Below are 13,977 nucleotides of genomic sequence, written 5' to 3'. Positions count from 1 at the left end.
TATTACAGCGCCTCCTCTCGAAGCATCACTCCGCCTGCAGTTGGAAACTTAATTAGGTTTGCAGCTTCTAGCTCCTTGAGAGAAGCTACTACTTTCGCTCGTGACCAACCAGTTAATTCCATACATTCCATAATCACCATATTTCTTGATTGTCTTTGTTTAGGAAGTCCTTTTTTATTCATAAGCAAATGCTCCTTTTCTTTGAACAACAAAAAAACGAGGAAATGATTTCTCATTTCCTCGTCAATTTCTTATTCAATTTTTCACTTTCTCAAAACTCTAGACACTTACGGTCATAAATAGTGTAGTCGCAGCGATAAATCACGAGACGCTTACCGTCAATCAGTAATTCAGAAGTTTTAGGAGCATCGGATTTATCTAGAGAGACTCGGTCGCCAGCATAGGCTGCCAGAGGAGTCCCGTTTTGAGAGCGAATCAGAATAACCTTTTTCTTTCCGGTAAAGTCGTTTTTAAAGGCTGAAATCATGCGATTTAGAACAGGGACAGAATGGCTATTCTCCTCAACATCTGCAGTCTTTTGATACTGAGCAAAGACATCTTTCAAGCCTTTTTCTTCTGCAATCAAGGAAGAGCCCACATGGTCAATCTCATACTTACCCAAGGTGATTTTGAGCACAGAAGAATCTTCCTTGGAAATTCCTTCCGCATCAACTGAGTCAAACTCCTCGTTACGAGAGATGGATAGAGATTTGCCCGACATCTGGTCAATGAGCTGAGAATTTTCATCATAGGTGCGAACTGTCATCTCTAAACCAATCCATTCCTCCTTAGCATTTTTAAACCAATTTTCAATGGCCTGACAACCGGTCAAGGTCAAAAGACCAATGCTTAAAAGAGCTATTAATAGGTATTTCTTTTTCATCATTTCCACTCCATTTCTTTTAAAAGTTTGATTGGCCCAGCTTGCTTTTCTAAGGACTTTTGCAACCAAACAATGTCATGCCAACAATCGAATTTATAGCCAATTTTAGGGAAATGCGCCACCTGCTGGTAGCCTCTTTTTCGATGCAAAGCCAGGCTGGCTTCATTTGGCAGAGAAATACAGGCTAGAAAATGCATATATCCCATCTGATCTAACAGCTCTTCAAGCTTATCATAAAGCTTACTGCCGACTCCTTTTCCTCTAGCATCTTGACTGACATAGACGGACAATTCCACCGCCCAATCATAGGCGGCACGCGCATAATAAGTCGAAGCATAGGCATAGCCTAAAATTAAACCGTCTTCTTCCGCTACCAGATAAGGATATTTTCCCAACGTTTTTTCAATCCTATTTGCAAAATCCTCAATGGTTGGTACTTCATATTCAAAAGTGATGGCTGTATTCTCTACATAAGGCGCATAAATAGCAAGCAAGGTTGCAGCGTCTGATGGAGTTGCTAATCTAATGTTCATATTGACTCCATATTCTATTCTCATTATTTTCACTATTATACCAAAAAGGCTCGTAAAGAGCCTTTTAAACCAAGATCAAAATAGTCCAATCGCTGTACCGTCTGCCGCCACATCCATATTGAGTGCTGCAGGACGTTTTGGTAAACCAGGCATAGTCATGACATCTCCTGTCAAAGCCACGATAAAGCCTGCTCCCAGTTTTGGTACCAGTTCACGAATGGTAATTTCAAAGTTTTCTGGCGCACCCAGAGCAGCAGGATTGTCTGAGAAGCTATACTGTGTTTTGGCCATACAGATTGGCAACTTATCCCATCCGTTTTTGACAATTTCGCGAATCTGAGTCTGCGCTTTTTTCTCAAAGTTCACCTTCGAACCACGATAGATTTCTGTGACAATTTTTTCAATTTTTTCTTCAATAGAGAGGTCATTGTCATAGAGGCGAGTGTAATGAGCAGGTTCTTCATTAATAGTTTTGACTACAGTCTCAGCTAGAGACACACCACCTTGAGCGCCATCAGCCCAGACGCTGGCTAACTCAACGGGCACCTTAATTTCTGCACAAAGTTCTTTGAGCGTAGCAATTTCAGCCTCTGTATCTGAAACAAATTCATTGATGGCTACTACCGCTGGAATACCGAACTTGCGGATATTTTCAACGTGACGTTTGAGATTGGCAAAGCCAGCTCGTACCGCCTCAACATTTTCTTCTGTCAGAGCATCCTTAGCCACACCACCATTCATCTTGAGGGCACGTAAGGTTGCAACAATTACGACTGCATCCGGAGAGGTTGGCAAGTTTGGGGTTTTAATATCTAAGAATTTTTCAGCACCAAGATCTGCACCAAATCCTGCTTCTGTCACTGTATAATCAGCCAAGCGAAGCGCTGTACTAGTGGCTAAAACAGAGTTACAGCCATGGGCGATATTGGCAAAAGGCCCGCCATGAACAAAGGCTGGTGTACCGTAAATAGTCTGAACTAGATTTGGCTTAATCGCATCTTTTAAGACCAAAGCCAAGGCTCCTTCTACCTCAAGGTCACGAACATAGACTGGTGTGCGGTCATAACGATAACCGATAACAATGTTTGCCAAGCGATTTTTCAAATCTTCAATATCCGTAGCTAGGCAAAGAATCGCCATAATTTCAGAAGCGACCGTGATATCAAAACCATCTTCGCGTGGAATACCATTAACCGGACTTCCTAAGCCAACAGTCACATGGCGAAGAGCCCGATCATTTAGGTCAACCACCCGCTTCCAGATAATACGACGCTGATCGATTCCCAGTGCATTTCCCTGATGAAGATGATTATCGATGAGAGCAGATAGAGCATTATTAGCAGTCGTAATGGCGTGCATGTCACCAGTAAAATGCAAGTTAATGTCTTCCATCGGTAGAACCTGCGCGTGACCGCCACCAGCTGCTCCTCCCTTGATGCCCATTACAGGCCCCAGAGATGGTTCGCGAATGGCAATCATAGTTTTCTTGCCAATCTTGTTAAGCGCGTCAGCCAGTCCAATAGTAATGGTAGATTTACCTTCTCCAGCAGGTGTCGGATTGATCGCCGTCACCAAAATCAGCTTGCCAACAGGATTGTTTTCAACCTCACGAATTTTATCAAAGCTGAGCTTAGCCTTATACTTACCATATAATTCCAAGTCATCATAGTTGATGCCGACTTTTTTCACTACATCAACAATAGGCTGCAATTCAACACTTTGAGCAATTTCAATATCTGTTTTCATCAAGAACTCCTCTGTCAATTAATATAAAGATTATAACAAAAAAGAGCAAAATCTACATAATTAAGCTCTAAAAAGATTTTAATGTTCGGAAAAAAGGAAAGTTAAGAAAATTATATTCTCTAAAATATAAGATTTCAGAGAATTATTTTCCGCTGTGACACTCTGTAATTAGAATTATTTTACTAAATTTCTTTTTTCTTGTAAAATAGTGCTATGAACATATTGATTACTTCTGGCGGGACCAGCGAGAAAATCGACCGTGTCCGCTCTATTACCAATCATTCGACAGGCCAGCTTGGGAAAATCATAGCTGAAACTTTCCTAGACAAGGGCGATCAGGTGACTCTGGTGACGACTCCCAAGGCTGTCCGCCCTGCAGCTCATCCCAATCTTACCATTGTACTGATTGAAAATGTTTCAGAATTGCTTGAAACCCTGGAGCCGCTCGTTCACACACATGATGTACTGATTCATGCAATGGCTGTCTCAGACTACACCCCCGTCTATATGACTGGTTTGGAAGCTGTAGCAGCTAGCACTGATATGACTGAATTCCTGAATAAGACTAACTCAGAAAGCAAGATTTCTTCTCAGGATGATGTTCAAGTTCTTTTTCTCAAAAAGACACCTAAAATCATCAGCCTGGTAAAAAAATGGAATCCAGACATTCGCTTGATTGGCTTCAAACTCTTGGTTGATGTTTCTAACGAAGAGTTACTCGAGACCGCACGAGCCAGTCTCATAAAAAATCAGGCAGAAATCATTGTCGCCAATGATTTGACAGAGATTTCTAACCAGGAGCACAAAGCCTATCTTGTCGGAAAAGATAATGTAACCCAAGCTCAATCCAAAGAAGAAATTGCGCAGCTCCTCTACCTGCATATCCATAGTCCATAAGGAGGTAAATGATGACACAGATTACCTTAGCCGTCAGCGGCAGCATATCAGCTTACAAAGCTGCTGATATCACTAGCCGTCTAAAGAAAGAAAACTTTGAAGTTGCTATCCTCATGACAGATGCAGCGACAGAATTTATCACACCGCTGACCCTGCAAGTCTTGTCGCAAAGACCAGTTGCAATCGATATTATGCAAGAACCTGACCCTAGCAAGGTCAATCACATTGATATCGCTAAAAAGTCTGACCTCTTTTTGCTTGCGCCTGCAACAGCCAATACCATCGCGAAGTTGGCTAATGGTCTTGCTGACAATATGCTGACAGCTACTGCACTGGCTCTGCAGCCTCATACGAAGAAAGTTTTAGCTCCAGCTATGAACACTAAGATGTTTGAAAATCCACTAACTCAGCACAATTTGGAGCGTCTGCAGCGTTTTGGATGGAAGATTATCCAGCCACGTGAAGCTGTGTTAGCCTGTGGCGATCAGGGAACAGGTGCTCTAGCTGAAATTGATACGATTATTGATACAGTAAAGGAACTTATTTATGAAAAAACAGTCTAAAATTGCTCAAATTGCTATTTTCTTTGCCATCATGTTGGTACTGCACCTGCTCAGCTCGGTTATTTTCAACTTACTTCCAGTACCGATTAAACCTACGATTATTCACATCCCAGTGATTATCGCCAGTATCCTCTATGGCCCTAAAGTCGGAGCTGTCCTAGGCGGCCTCATGGGATGTATCAGTGTTATTACCAATACCTTAGTGCTGCTGCCAACTAGCTATCTCTTTAGCCCTTTTGTGCCAAATGGAAGCCTTTCTTCGCTTCTTATTGCCATGGTGCCTCGCATTCTCATCGGTATCACTCCTTATTTCGTATATAAAGCAATGAAAAATAAGGCTGGCTTGATTGTAGCAGGTTCCGTAGGTTCTGCCACCAATACCGTCTTCGTCTTGGGAGGTATTTTCTTTCTCTTTGCAAATGTATATCAAGGGGATATTAAAGCACTTCTAGCTGTGATTCTATCAGCAAATTCCATTGCCGAGTTAATCATTTCTGCTATTTTGACAGCAACTATCATCCCTGCACTTGAAAAAGCCAAAAAATGATGATAAATTAATTTTCCTGACCAAGCAATGCTTTGGTCTTTTTTAATCTCGCAATTCTGCAATACCAGCTTGAAAATCTTGAAACAATGCCTTGAAAAGTATTTCATCGTTTTCTAGGTAACCTCTTTCAAAATTAATGAAAATATGCTACAATGTAAGCGATTAAGAAAATTTAAGAGCAGGATTTTTTACTAAAATTTCCAACTCTTTATTTCAAAAATAAAGGAGAATCCACCTATGACTTATCAAGATAACTTCAAAAAATGGCTTGATTATGCTGAACTTCCTGACTATCTTCGTGAAGACTTGAATAGTATGGACGAAAAGACTAAGGAAGATGCCTTTTACACCAATCTTGAGTTTGGTACTGCTGGTATGCGTGGTTTAATTGGCGCTGGTACCAACCGTATTAATATTTATGTTGTCCGTCAGGCAACCGAAGGTTTGGCTCGCTTGATTGAAGAGAAAGGTGATGAGTTCAAAAAACGCGGTGTTGCGATTGCTTACGACTCCCGTCATTTCTCACCAGAATTTGCCTTTGAATCTGCTGCTGTTTTAGCTAAGCACGGCATCAAGTCCTATGTCTTTGAAAGTCTGCGCCCAACTCCAGAACTTTCATTTGCAGTACGCCATCTTGGAACTTTCACTGGTATCATGATTACAGCCAGCCACAACCCTGCTCCATTTAATGGCTACAAGGTATATGGTGAAGACGGCGGACAAATGCCTCCGCATGATGCAGATGCATTGACTGACTACATCCGTGCGATTGAAAATCCTTTTGCTATTGAGGTCGCTGATGTTGAAGCTGAAAAAGCTTCTGGCTTGATTGAAGTGATTGGCGATGCTATTGATGCTGAATACCTCAAGGAAGTTAAAGATGTCAATATCAACCAAAAACTGATTGATGAATACGGCAAGGACATGAAGATTGTCTATACTCCGTTGCACGGTACTGGTGAAATGTTGGCTCGTCGTGCTTTGGCTCAAGCAGGATTTGATTCTGTTGAAGTTGTTGAAGCTCAAGCTGTAGCTGATCCTGACTTCTCTACTGTTAAGTCTCCAAACCCTGAAAGTCAAGCAGCCTTTGCCTTGGCTGAGGAATTAGGCCGTAAAGTTGGTGCAGATGTCCTGGTCGCAACTGACCCAGATGCTGACCGTGTCGGTGTGGAAGTTCTGCAAAAAGACGGAAGCTACCTCAACCTTTCAGGTAACCAAATCGGAGCCATCATGGCTAAGTACATCTTGGAAGCTCATAAGAGCGCTGGAACTCTGCCAGCTAACGCAGCTCTCTGCAAGTCTATCGTTTCCACTGACTTGGTGACTAAGATTGCTGAAAGCTACGGTGCAACCATGTTCAATGTCTTGACAGGTTTCAAATTCATCGCTGAAAAGATTCAAGAATTCGAAGAAAAGCACAATCACACCTACATGATGGGATTTGAAGAAAGCTTCGGCTATTTGATTAAACCATTTGTTCGTGATAAAGACGCTATCCAAGCTGTTTTGGTTGTGGCTGAGCTAGCTGCCTACTACCGCTCACGTGGCTTGACTCTGGCTGACGGTATTGAAGAAATCTACAAAGAATATGGTTACTTTGCTGAAAAGACTATCTCTGTCACTCTGTCTGGTGTTGATGGAGCTGAGCAAATCAAGTCTATCATGGCTAAGTTCCGTGACAATGCTCCAAAAGAATTCAACGCTACTGCTATTTCTGTTACTGAAGACTTTAAGGCGCAGACTTCTACCGCTGTTGATGGTACTGTTACAGCTCTGACGACTCCTCCAAGCGATGTGCTAAAATACACCTTGGCTGATGCTTCTTGGATTGCTGTTCGCCCATCTGGAACAGAACCAAAAATCAAGTTCTACATTGCCGTTGTCGGTGACAGCAATGAAGACGCTCAAGCAAAAATTGCTGCTATTGAAGCAGAGATTAATGCCTTTATCAAGTAAAACAACACTATCAATCAACCAGAGGATGAATTTCACATTCTCTGGTTTTTCGTTTCCAAATCAAGCATTTTTCTGATTTTTATGGCATACTAGTTTTATCAAAAGAAATGAGGATTATTTATGGAACAATTTGCTCAAAATATTAAAGACTTGGAAGTCGCAACTGTTGACCGCGCTCGTCAAGCAATTGCTGACAAAGAGACTGCAACTTTCTTCGTTGGTCGCAAAACTTGCCCTTACTGTCGAAAATTCGCTGCTACTCTTGCTGGCGTTGTCGCTGATACCAAGGCACATATTTTCTTTATCAATAGCGAAGAAGCCAGCGAATTAGAGAAACTGCAAGCCTTCCGCTCTGAATACAGCATTCCGACAGTTCCTGGTTTTGTTCATGTTCAAGACGGCCAAGTATCTGTTCGTTGTGATTCTTCTATGACTGCAGATGAGATTAAAGCTTTTGCAAACTTATAAAATTGATTCAATTCAAAAATCTGAGACAAAAAGAGTCTCAGATTTTTTATTTATTTCTAGCTTCCTGAAAAGCCTCCCACATCTTCTGCTGGGGTTTGGCAAAGGGGTAATTGCCAAAGTCTCCTGGATGAAGCCACAAGACTTCTCCATCAGCTGCGTGCTGGCTATCTTTAACACGGCCATAAGCTAACTGGATATGCCACTTGCGATGACTGAAAACATGCTGAACTTTTGAAAAGGACTGCTGCTGCCAATCAACAATCAAATCATAATCCTGCTCAAAGCTTTCTTGAGGAGACAAGTCCAGGCTGGGCTGATTTTCAGCCACCTCAAAGAGGGACATTTGATTTTCAGTTTGAAATTCCTCGACTTCAATCAAGGGAAAATGCCAAAAACCTGATAACAAGCCAGCAGCCTCATTCTTTTCAAGTAAGAATTGTCCCTGTTCGTTTTCGATAATCAAGCCTTGCAGATAGACCGGAACTGGCTTCTTTTTAGGGGCTTTGATTGGATATTTATCCATAGTTCCGTGCAAATAAGCTGCGCTGAACTCTTTCACAGGACTGTCTTCTGGATGAGGATTAACAGGAGCTTCAATATCTGACCCCAGATCCATCAGTGCTTGATTGAAATCTCCGGGTCTGCATCGATCAATCAGAATCTCCATCATGGCTTGAAAGACCTTCCGATTGCTAGGTTGGCCAATATCTAAATCAACTTCAAACAATCGACTCAGTACCCGCATAACATTGCCATCCACCGCAGGCTCAGCTAGTCCAAAAGCGATACTTGCAATGGCACCAGCCGTATAAGGTCCAATTCCTTTGAGGCTAGCAATTCCTTCATAGCTATCAGGAAATTTTCCAGCGAAATCTGTCATTATCTGCTGGGCTGCTTTTTGCATATTTCGCACCCGCGAATAATATCCTAACCCTTCCCAAGCCTTGAGCAGTCTATCCTCTGGAGCCTGAGCTAAATCAGCTACTGTCGGAAACCAGTCAAGAAAACGCTCATAGTAAGGAATCACCGTATCAACTCTAGTCTGCTGCAGCATAATCTCAGAAACCCAGATATGATAAGGATTATTTGTTCTGCGCCAAGGCAGGTCACGTTTGTTTTCATCATACCAAGTTAATAATTTCTCTCGAAAAGAGGCGATTTTATTTGCCTCCCACATCTCAATTCCGTATTCTTTCAAATCTAACATAAATCTAGTATAGCATAAGACAAGAAAAATTGAAGAGCTTATGCCCTCCAATTGTTTCTTATCGTTTAATAATGACCAACAGCCTGACTGGCTGTAATCAAAGTCAGCTTATAAACATCATCCGCATTACAGCCTCGAGAAAGGTCATTAACTGGGTGGTTAAGTCCCTGCAGGATAGGTCCTACTGCTGAAAAGCCACCCAAACGCTCTGCCATTTTGTAACTGATATTCCCAGCCTCGATACTTGGAAAGACAAAGACAGTCGCTTGACCAGCAACCGGGCTGCCAGGCGCTTTCAACTCTGCTGTTGCAGGAACGAAAGCTGCATCAAACTGCAATTCACCATCGATAGCCAAGTCTGGACGCATTTCCTGAGCCAGCTTAGTCGCTTCCACTACCTTATCAACCTTTTCACCGAAACCAGAGCCCTTGGTCGAATAGCTGAGCATGGCAACTTTGGGATCAATACCGAAAATTTGTGCTGTCAAAGCTGAGTTAACAGCAATCTCCGCCAAAACATTGGCATCTGGATCGATATTGATGGCACAGTCACTGAAAATGTAGCGTTCATCATCACGCACCATGAGGAAGGCTCCTGAAGTACGAGAAACCCAAGGCAGGGTCTTAATGATTTGAAGAGCTGGCCGAACAGTCGCTGCTGTGGAGTGAATCGCGCCAGACACCATCCCTTGAACCTTACCAAGATAAACCAACATAACCCCAAAGTAGTTGACATCTTCTTTGAGCAACTGACGTGCTTCATCCGCAGTGATTTTCCCTTTACGACGCTCAACGAATGCTTCTACCAATTCCTCAAAGCAGGAACAGTTTGAAGGATCAATAACCTGATATCCTTCTTTTACTCCCTCAATTTCTAGATAAATACGTATTTTATCAGGATTCCCCAAAAGAACTGGAGTAATATCGGTTTCTTTCACCAAGCGTTTAGTAGCTTGCAAAATCCGTGGCTCTTCACCCTCCGGCAAGACAATTTTTACTTCCTTATCTTTCAAGGCTTCACGAATTGAATCAAAAATTTTCATGTTTCTTAAAACTCCTTTATCTCTTATTCTTTTAATTTCTCAATAACTTGTTTAAAATCTTCTGGCAAAGGACTGGCACGCTCAACTTCCTGACCACTAAAAGGATTATAGAATTTCAAAGAATGACAATGTAAAGCCTGACGCTCTATTCCGTGTTCCAAACTCCCTCCATAAAGTTCGTCACCCAAAAGCGGAAAGCCAATATGTGAAAAGTGAACGCGGATTTGATGAGTCCGCCCGGTATGAAGATGGATATCCACCAGATAGACATCTCCGAACTGCTCTATAATCTTATAACTGGTATGGGCGTACTTGCCATCCTCTGTCACACGCCTCGTAATGATACTCTCAGGGTTGCGTCCAATCGGAGCAATAATCTCACCTTGCTCTTCTAAGTCACCAGTCCCCTGAACTAGAGCGTAATAGCGCTTTTCTATCAGCTTCTTCTGCAGCTGCTTGTCCAATCTGGCATGAGCATAGCCATGCTTGGCAAAGAGCATGAGCCCACTTGTATCCTTATCCAGACGCGTCACGATATGCACCTGCTGGTTTTCATAGCCCTGACGAATATAGTAAGCCTTAACGAAATTAGCCATAGTGTTGGAATGATTAACACTGGGAATGCTAGCCACCCCTGCCGGCTTATCCAAAACCAAGAAATGCTCATCCTCGTAGACGACATACAAGTCCTTATCAACAGCTTTCAGACTCTCAAATCCCTTTTCAGACGGGATGTCAATCGACACTTTATCGCCAATATCCAAGAGATAAATAGCGTTCTGAGGTTGATGGTTGACAAGAATGTTTCCGCCGGAAAATTTTATCTTAGCCAAGAGGCCTTTGGAAATTTCGTGTCGCTTCAAAAAAGTCTTTACCTTGACATGCTCATCAGCAATAAACTCAAACCTCATTCCTGGCACTCTCCAATAAAGGAGTCTCTGACACGATTCCAAAAGCTGGTATGGCTTGGTGAAGCCACAAAATGTATCTTATGATTGTCAATCTGATACTCAATACGGACAATATTTTTGAAAGAGAAAGTCTGATTATCAACCGCAATAGTGTGATAGTCACTGCGGGTCGGCACCAGCTCAATCTTATCCTTTTTGGGAACAATGACCGACGAGCCCAACGTTCGATAAACCCGATTGTTGAGACTGGCAATTTCTGTCACCTGTAAGGCTTCGATTGTCGGATGTAATACCGCTCCACCTAGAGATTTGTTATAGGCTGTACTGCCTGTCGGAGTAGAAACGGAAATCCCATCTCCTCGGAAACGCTCGAAATGAACCCGATTGATAATGACATCAGCTACCATAGTCCGATCCGAACGCTTGATTGTTGCTTCGTTCAAAGCACGAATAGTGCGTGTATCACCATTTTCAAAAGTGATTTTGACATTTAAAATTGGATAAGAAACCTGAGCACCAGTGTCCAGTTTAAGATTTTCGACAAGCTTATCTAGTTCAAAATCACGGTAGTCCGTATAGAAGCCGAGATGCCCTGTATGCACACCGACAAAGCGGACCCGATCCAGCTGTTCTTCATACATATGAAAAGCTGATAGCAGCATGCCGTCACCGCCTACTGAAATCACGATGTCGGGATTCTTAGGAGTTAAAATAAAGCCATTCTGTTTAAGCTTCTGCTTTAAATCTTGATAAACTTGTTCACTCTGTCTTTTCCGATTGCGGATAATCGCTATTTTTTTATCTGTATTCTTCATCTGTATCATCACTATTTCCCACACCGTCATTTAACTTGCGGTGAAGAGGATCAAAGAGAGCCTGCGCCTCCTGGATAGCATCACGGATTTCTCCCATCTCCTCATCCAGCTGATAGGCAAGATTAGCTGTCGTTTCCAAGCGGCATTTGATTTCCTCGGGAAATTCTCCTTTATACTTGTAATTCAAAGAATGCTCAATCGTAGCCCAAAAATTCATCGAAAGGGTGCGAATCTGAATCTCAGCCAGAATAAGCCTATGACCATTAATTGTATCGACCGGATACTCTATAATCACATGATAGCTCCGATAGCCACTGGCTTTTTTGTTTTTAATATAATCCCGCTCCTGCACAATGCGCATATCAGTCCGGTTTCGCAGGACTTCTAAAACTTCATCCACATCATCAACAAACTGGACCATGACCCGTAAGCCAGCGATATCCTGCATCTCCTGCTCGATATTTTCCTCTCGAATGCCTCGCAGAACCATCTTTTCTTTAATGCTCTCAATCGGCTTGACGCGTCCGGTCACAAACTCAATCGGAGAATGGCGTTGCTGCTTGCGGTATTGCTTTCGCACCCCACGCAACTTAATTTTCAGCTCTCCAACAGCTTGAATATAGGGGTCTAAAAACTCTTCCCATTCTATTGTCATACACTTACCTTGTCATATCATTATTTTTTGTATAAAATAAACACAACTGTTATTATAACATAAATCGCTTTCAAAAAAAAGAAAAGGATATGAAAATGAATCACTTAGAAATTGAATTCAAAACCATGCTAACTAAAGAAGAGCACGACCGTCTGCTCCAGTTATTTGCTGATATATCGCCTATTAGCCAGACCAACTACTACATCGATTCAGATCAGCAGAGTATCCGACACGCTCACATGGCTTTTCGAGTACGGACTTTTAACCATCGCGAAGCTGAGCTGACTCTCAAGATTCCTCAAGAAGTCGGATCCTTGGAACTCAATCAGAACTTAACACCAGAAGAAACTGAAAATATTTTGCAGAACAATAAATTTCCTACGGGAGAGATTTTAGAAACGCTGCTTCAGAAAGAAATTCCCATCCAAGACTTGAAGATTCTAGGCTCTCTAGAGACTATCCGCTATGAAAAAGAAGACGAAATCGGTCTGCTTGCTCTGGATGAGAGTCACTACTTGGGCAAAACAGACTTCGAACTCGAAGTTGAAGTTGAAGATTTCGAAAAAGGAAAAGAAAATTTCTTGAACTTCCTAAAACAGCACAGCATCGACTACAAACCTGGTAAGAGCAAGATGGCAAGATTTTCTGAAAACTTGTAAATCAACAACCACAAAATAGCTGAAATAATCTATTTTTTTTGGTAAAATAAAAGGTAGCAATCTAAAGACTATTGAAATATAAATTTCATGGAGCATTAGATTATAGAAATGACACAAAAAGAGGACGGTCCAACTCATGTCAGATAAAAAAAATATGAAGCTTTTTTCCCTCAACTCCAATCATTCCATAGCTGAAAAAATCGCTGAGGCTGCTGGGGTTCCTTTGGGAAAACTTTCCTCCCGCCAATTCTCGGACGGCGAGATTCAGATTAACATTGAAGAAAGCGTTCGTGGCTATGATATTTACATCATTCAGTCTACTAGCTTCCCTGTCAATAATCACTTGATGGAGCTCTTGATTATGGTGGATGCCTGCAAGCGTGCAAGTGCTAATACGATTAATGTTGTCATGCCTTATTTTGGTTATGCCCGTCAGGATCGGACTGCTGCTCCTCGCGAGCCAATCACAGCTAAACTGGTTGCCAACATGCTTGTTGGAGCTGGAGTAGATCGCGTGATTTCTCTGGATCTTCATGCCGTGCAGGTCCAAGGATTCTTTGATATCCCAGTAGATAACCTCTTCACTATCCCACTCTTTGCCAAACACTACTGCAACATGGGCCTTACTGGCGATGATGTCGTTGTCGTCAGCCCTAAAAACTCTGGTGTAAAACGCGCCCGCAATTTGGCTGAATATCTGGATGCCCCTATCGCTATCATTGATTATGGCGAAGATGAGGCGGGTCGCTCTGAGGGATATATCATTGGAGATGTCGAGGGCAAGAAAGCTATTCTGATTGACGACATTTTAAATACCGGTCGGACTTTCTCTGAAGCAGCTAAAATTGTCTGTCGTGAAGGCGCAGTCGAAATCTATGCTGTATCCAGTCATGGTCTCTTCGCGGATAAAGCTGCGGAATTGCTGGATAATTCTCCTATCAGGGAAATTCTTGTGACCGACTCTGTTGATACCAAAGAAAAAACACCTAAGAATCTCCACTACATTACAGCTAGTGAACTGATTGGTGATGCTATTGTCCGCATTCAAGAGAGAAAACCAGTCAGCCCACTCTTTGCCTATCAAAAGAAATAAG

Annotated in this window: 16 protein-coding genes; 7 read left to right on the top strand and 9 right to left on the bottom strand. The window is 42.3% G+C overall.

What is annotated here, in order from left to right; genetic code table 11:
- Positions 1 to 2: 2 nt before the first annotated feature.
- The 4 genes from K1I80_RS02980 to K1I80_RS02965 form a co-directional block, all read right to left on the bottom strand.
- Positions 3 to 182, bottom strand: coding sequence for a hypothetical protein (locus tag K1I80_RS02980; protein WP_032907766.1), 180 nt, complete (start codon positions 180 to 182; stop codon positions 3 to 5).
- Positions 183 to 271: 89 nt separating this feature from the next.
- Positions 272 to 886, bottom strand: a complete 615-nt coding sequence (locus K1I80_RS02975; RefSeq protein ID WP_223312942.1) for a DUF5052 family protein — start codon at positions 884 to 886, stop codon at positions 272 to 274.
- Complete coding sequence (locus K1I80_RS02970) at positions 883 to 1,416, bottom strand: GNAT family N-acetyltransferase (protein WP_223312943.1); 534 nt, start codon at positions 1,414 to 1,416, stop codon at positions 883 to 885. Before K1I80_RS02970 ends, K1I80_RS02975 begins: the two co-directional genes overlap by 4 nt.
- 75 nt (positions 1,417 to 1,491) lie before the next feature.
- Complete coding sequence (locus K1I80_RS02965) at positions 1,492 to 3,162, bottom strand: formate--tetrahydrofolate ligase (protein WP_223312944.1); 1,671 nt, start codon at positions 3,160 to 3,162, stop codon at positions 1,492 to 1,494.
- A gap of 213 nt (positions 3,163 to 3,375) precedes the next feature.
- Here K1I80_RS02965 and K1I80_RS02960 point away from each other — a divergent pair, with 213 nt between their 5' ends.
- From K1I80_RS02960 to K1I80_RS02940, 5 genes are all read left to right on the top strand, one after another.
- Positions 3,376 to 4,059 (top strand): phosphopantothenate--cysteine ligase, encoded by a 684-nt coding sequence (locus K1I80_RS02960; protein ID WP_125434229.1) that lies wholly within the window; start codon positions 3,376 to 3,378, stop codon positions 4,057 to 4,059.
- 11 nt (positions 4,060 to 4,070) lie between these two features.
- The gene (coaC, locus tag K1I80_RS02955; protein WP_223312945.1) at positions 4,071 to 4,622 is read left to right on the top strand and encodes a phosphopantothenoylcysteine decarboxylase; all 552 of its coding nucleotides are present in this window, start codon (positions 4,071 to 4,073) and stop codon (positions 4,620 to 4,622) included.
- Positions 4,606 to 5,169 (top strand): ECF transporter S component, encoded by a 564-nt coding sequence (locus tag K1I80_RS02950; RefSeq protein ID WP_223312946.1) that lies wholly within the window; start codon positions 4,606 to 4,608, stop codon positions 5,167 to 5,169. Before coaC ends, K1I80_RS02950 begins: the two co-directional genes overlap by 17 nt.
- 237 nt (positions 5,170 to 5,406) lie before the next feature.
- The gene (locus tag K1I80_RS02945; protein WP_223312947.1) at positions 5,407 to 7,125 is read left to right on the top strand and encodes a phospho-sugar mutase; all 1,719 of its coding nucleotides are present in this window, start codon (positions 5,407 to 5,409) and stop codon (positions 7,123 to 7,125) included.
- A 120-nt stretch (positions 7,126 to 7,245) separates the two neighbouring features.
- The gene (locus K1I80_RS02940) at positions 7,246 to 7,593 is read left to right on the top strand and encodes a thioredoxin domain-containing protein (RefSeq protein ID WP_223312948.1); all 348 of its coding nucleotides are present in this window, start codon (positions 7,246 to 7,248) and stop codon (positions 7,591 to 7,593) included.
- Positions 7,594 to 7,639: 46 nt separating this feature from the next.
- Here K1I80_RS02940 and mutY read toward each other — a convergent pair whose 3' ends face one another.
- The 5 genes from mutY to K1I80_RS02915 form a co-directional block, all read right to left on the bottom strand.
- On the bottom strand, positions 7,640 to 8,800 hold the full coding sequence (gene mutY / locus K1I80_RS02935; RefSeq protein ID WP_223312949.1) for an A/G-specific adenine glycosylase: 1,161 nt from the start codon (positions 8,798 to 8,800) through the stop codon (positions 7,640 to 7,642).
- Between the two features lie 65 nt (positions 8,801 to 8,865).
- Positions 8,866 to 9,843, bottom strand: a complete 978-nt coding sequence (pta, locus tag K1I80_RS02930; protein ID WP_002900314.1) for a phosphate acetyltransferase — start codon at positions 9,841 to 9,843, stop codon at positions 8,866 to 8,868.
- A 23-nt stretch (positions 9,844 to 9,866) separates the two neighbouring features.
- Entirely contained in the window at positions 9,867 to 10,754 is an 888-nt protein-coding gene (locus K1I80_RS02925; RefSeq protein ID WP_004191242.1) for an RluA family pseudouridine synthase, read from the bottom strand.
- The gene (locus K1I80_RS02920; protein ID WP_284431856.1) at positions 10,751 to 11,569 is read right to left on the bottom strand and encodes an NAD kinase; all 819 of its coding nucleotides are present in this window, start codon (positions 11,567 to 11,569) and stop codon (positions 10,751 to 10,753) included. Before K1I80_RS02920 ends, K1I80_RS02925 begins: the two co-directional genes overlap by 4 nt.
- Entirely contained in the window at positions 11,553 to 12,224 is a 672-nt protein-coding gene (locus K1I80_RS02915) for a GTP pyrophosphokinase (protein WP_125407102.1), read from the bottom strand. The genes K1I80_RS02920 and K1I80_RS02915 overlap by 17 nt, the downstream gene beginning before the upstream one ends.
- A 95-nt stretch (positions 12,225 to 12,319) precedes the next feature.
- Between K1I80_RS02915 and K1I80_RS02910 the strand changes: the two genes are divergently transcribed.
- Positions 12,320 to 12,883, top strand: coding sequence for a CYTH domain-containing protein (locus tag K1I80_RS02910; protein ID WP_317627761.1), 564 nt, complete (start codon positions 12,320 to 12,322; stop codon positions 12,881 to 12,883).
- 136 nt (positions 12,884 to 13,019) lie between these two features.
- Positions 13,020 to 13,976 carry a ribose-phosphate diphosphokinase gene (locus K1I80_RS02905; protein WP_002897526.1) on the top strand — a complete coding sequence of 319 codons (957 nt, stop codon included), beginning with the start codon at positions 13,020 to 13,022 and terminating at the stop codon, positions 13,974 to 13,976.
- Position 13,977: the final 1 nt, after the last annotated feature.

The sequence above is a fragment of the Streptococcus sanguinis genome (assembly GCF_019929225.1).
Taxonomy (GTDB): domain Bacteria; phylum Bacillota; class Bacilli; order Lactobacillales; family Streptococcaceae; genus Streptococcus; species Streptococcus sanguinis_J.
This window is presented reverse-complemented; position numbering and strand designations above follow the sequence as displayed.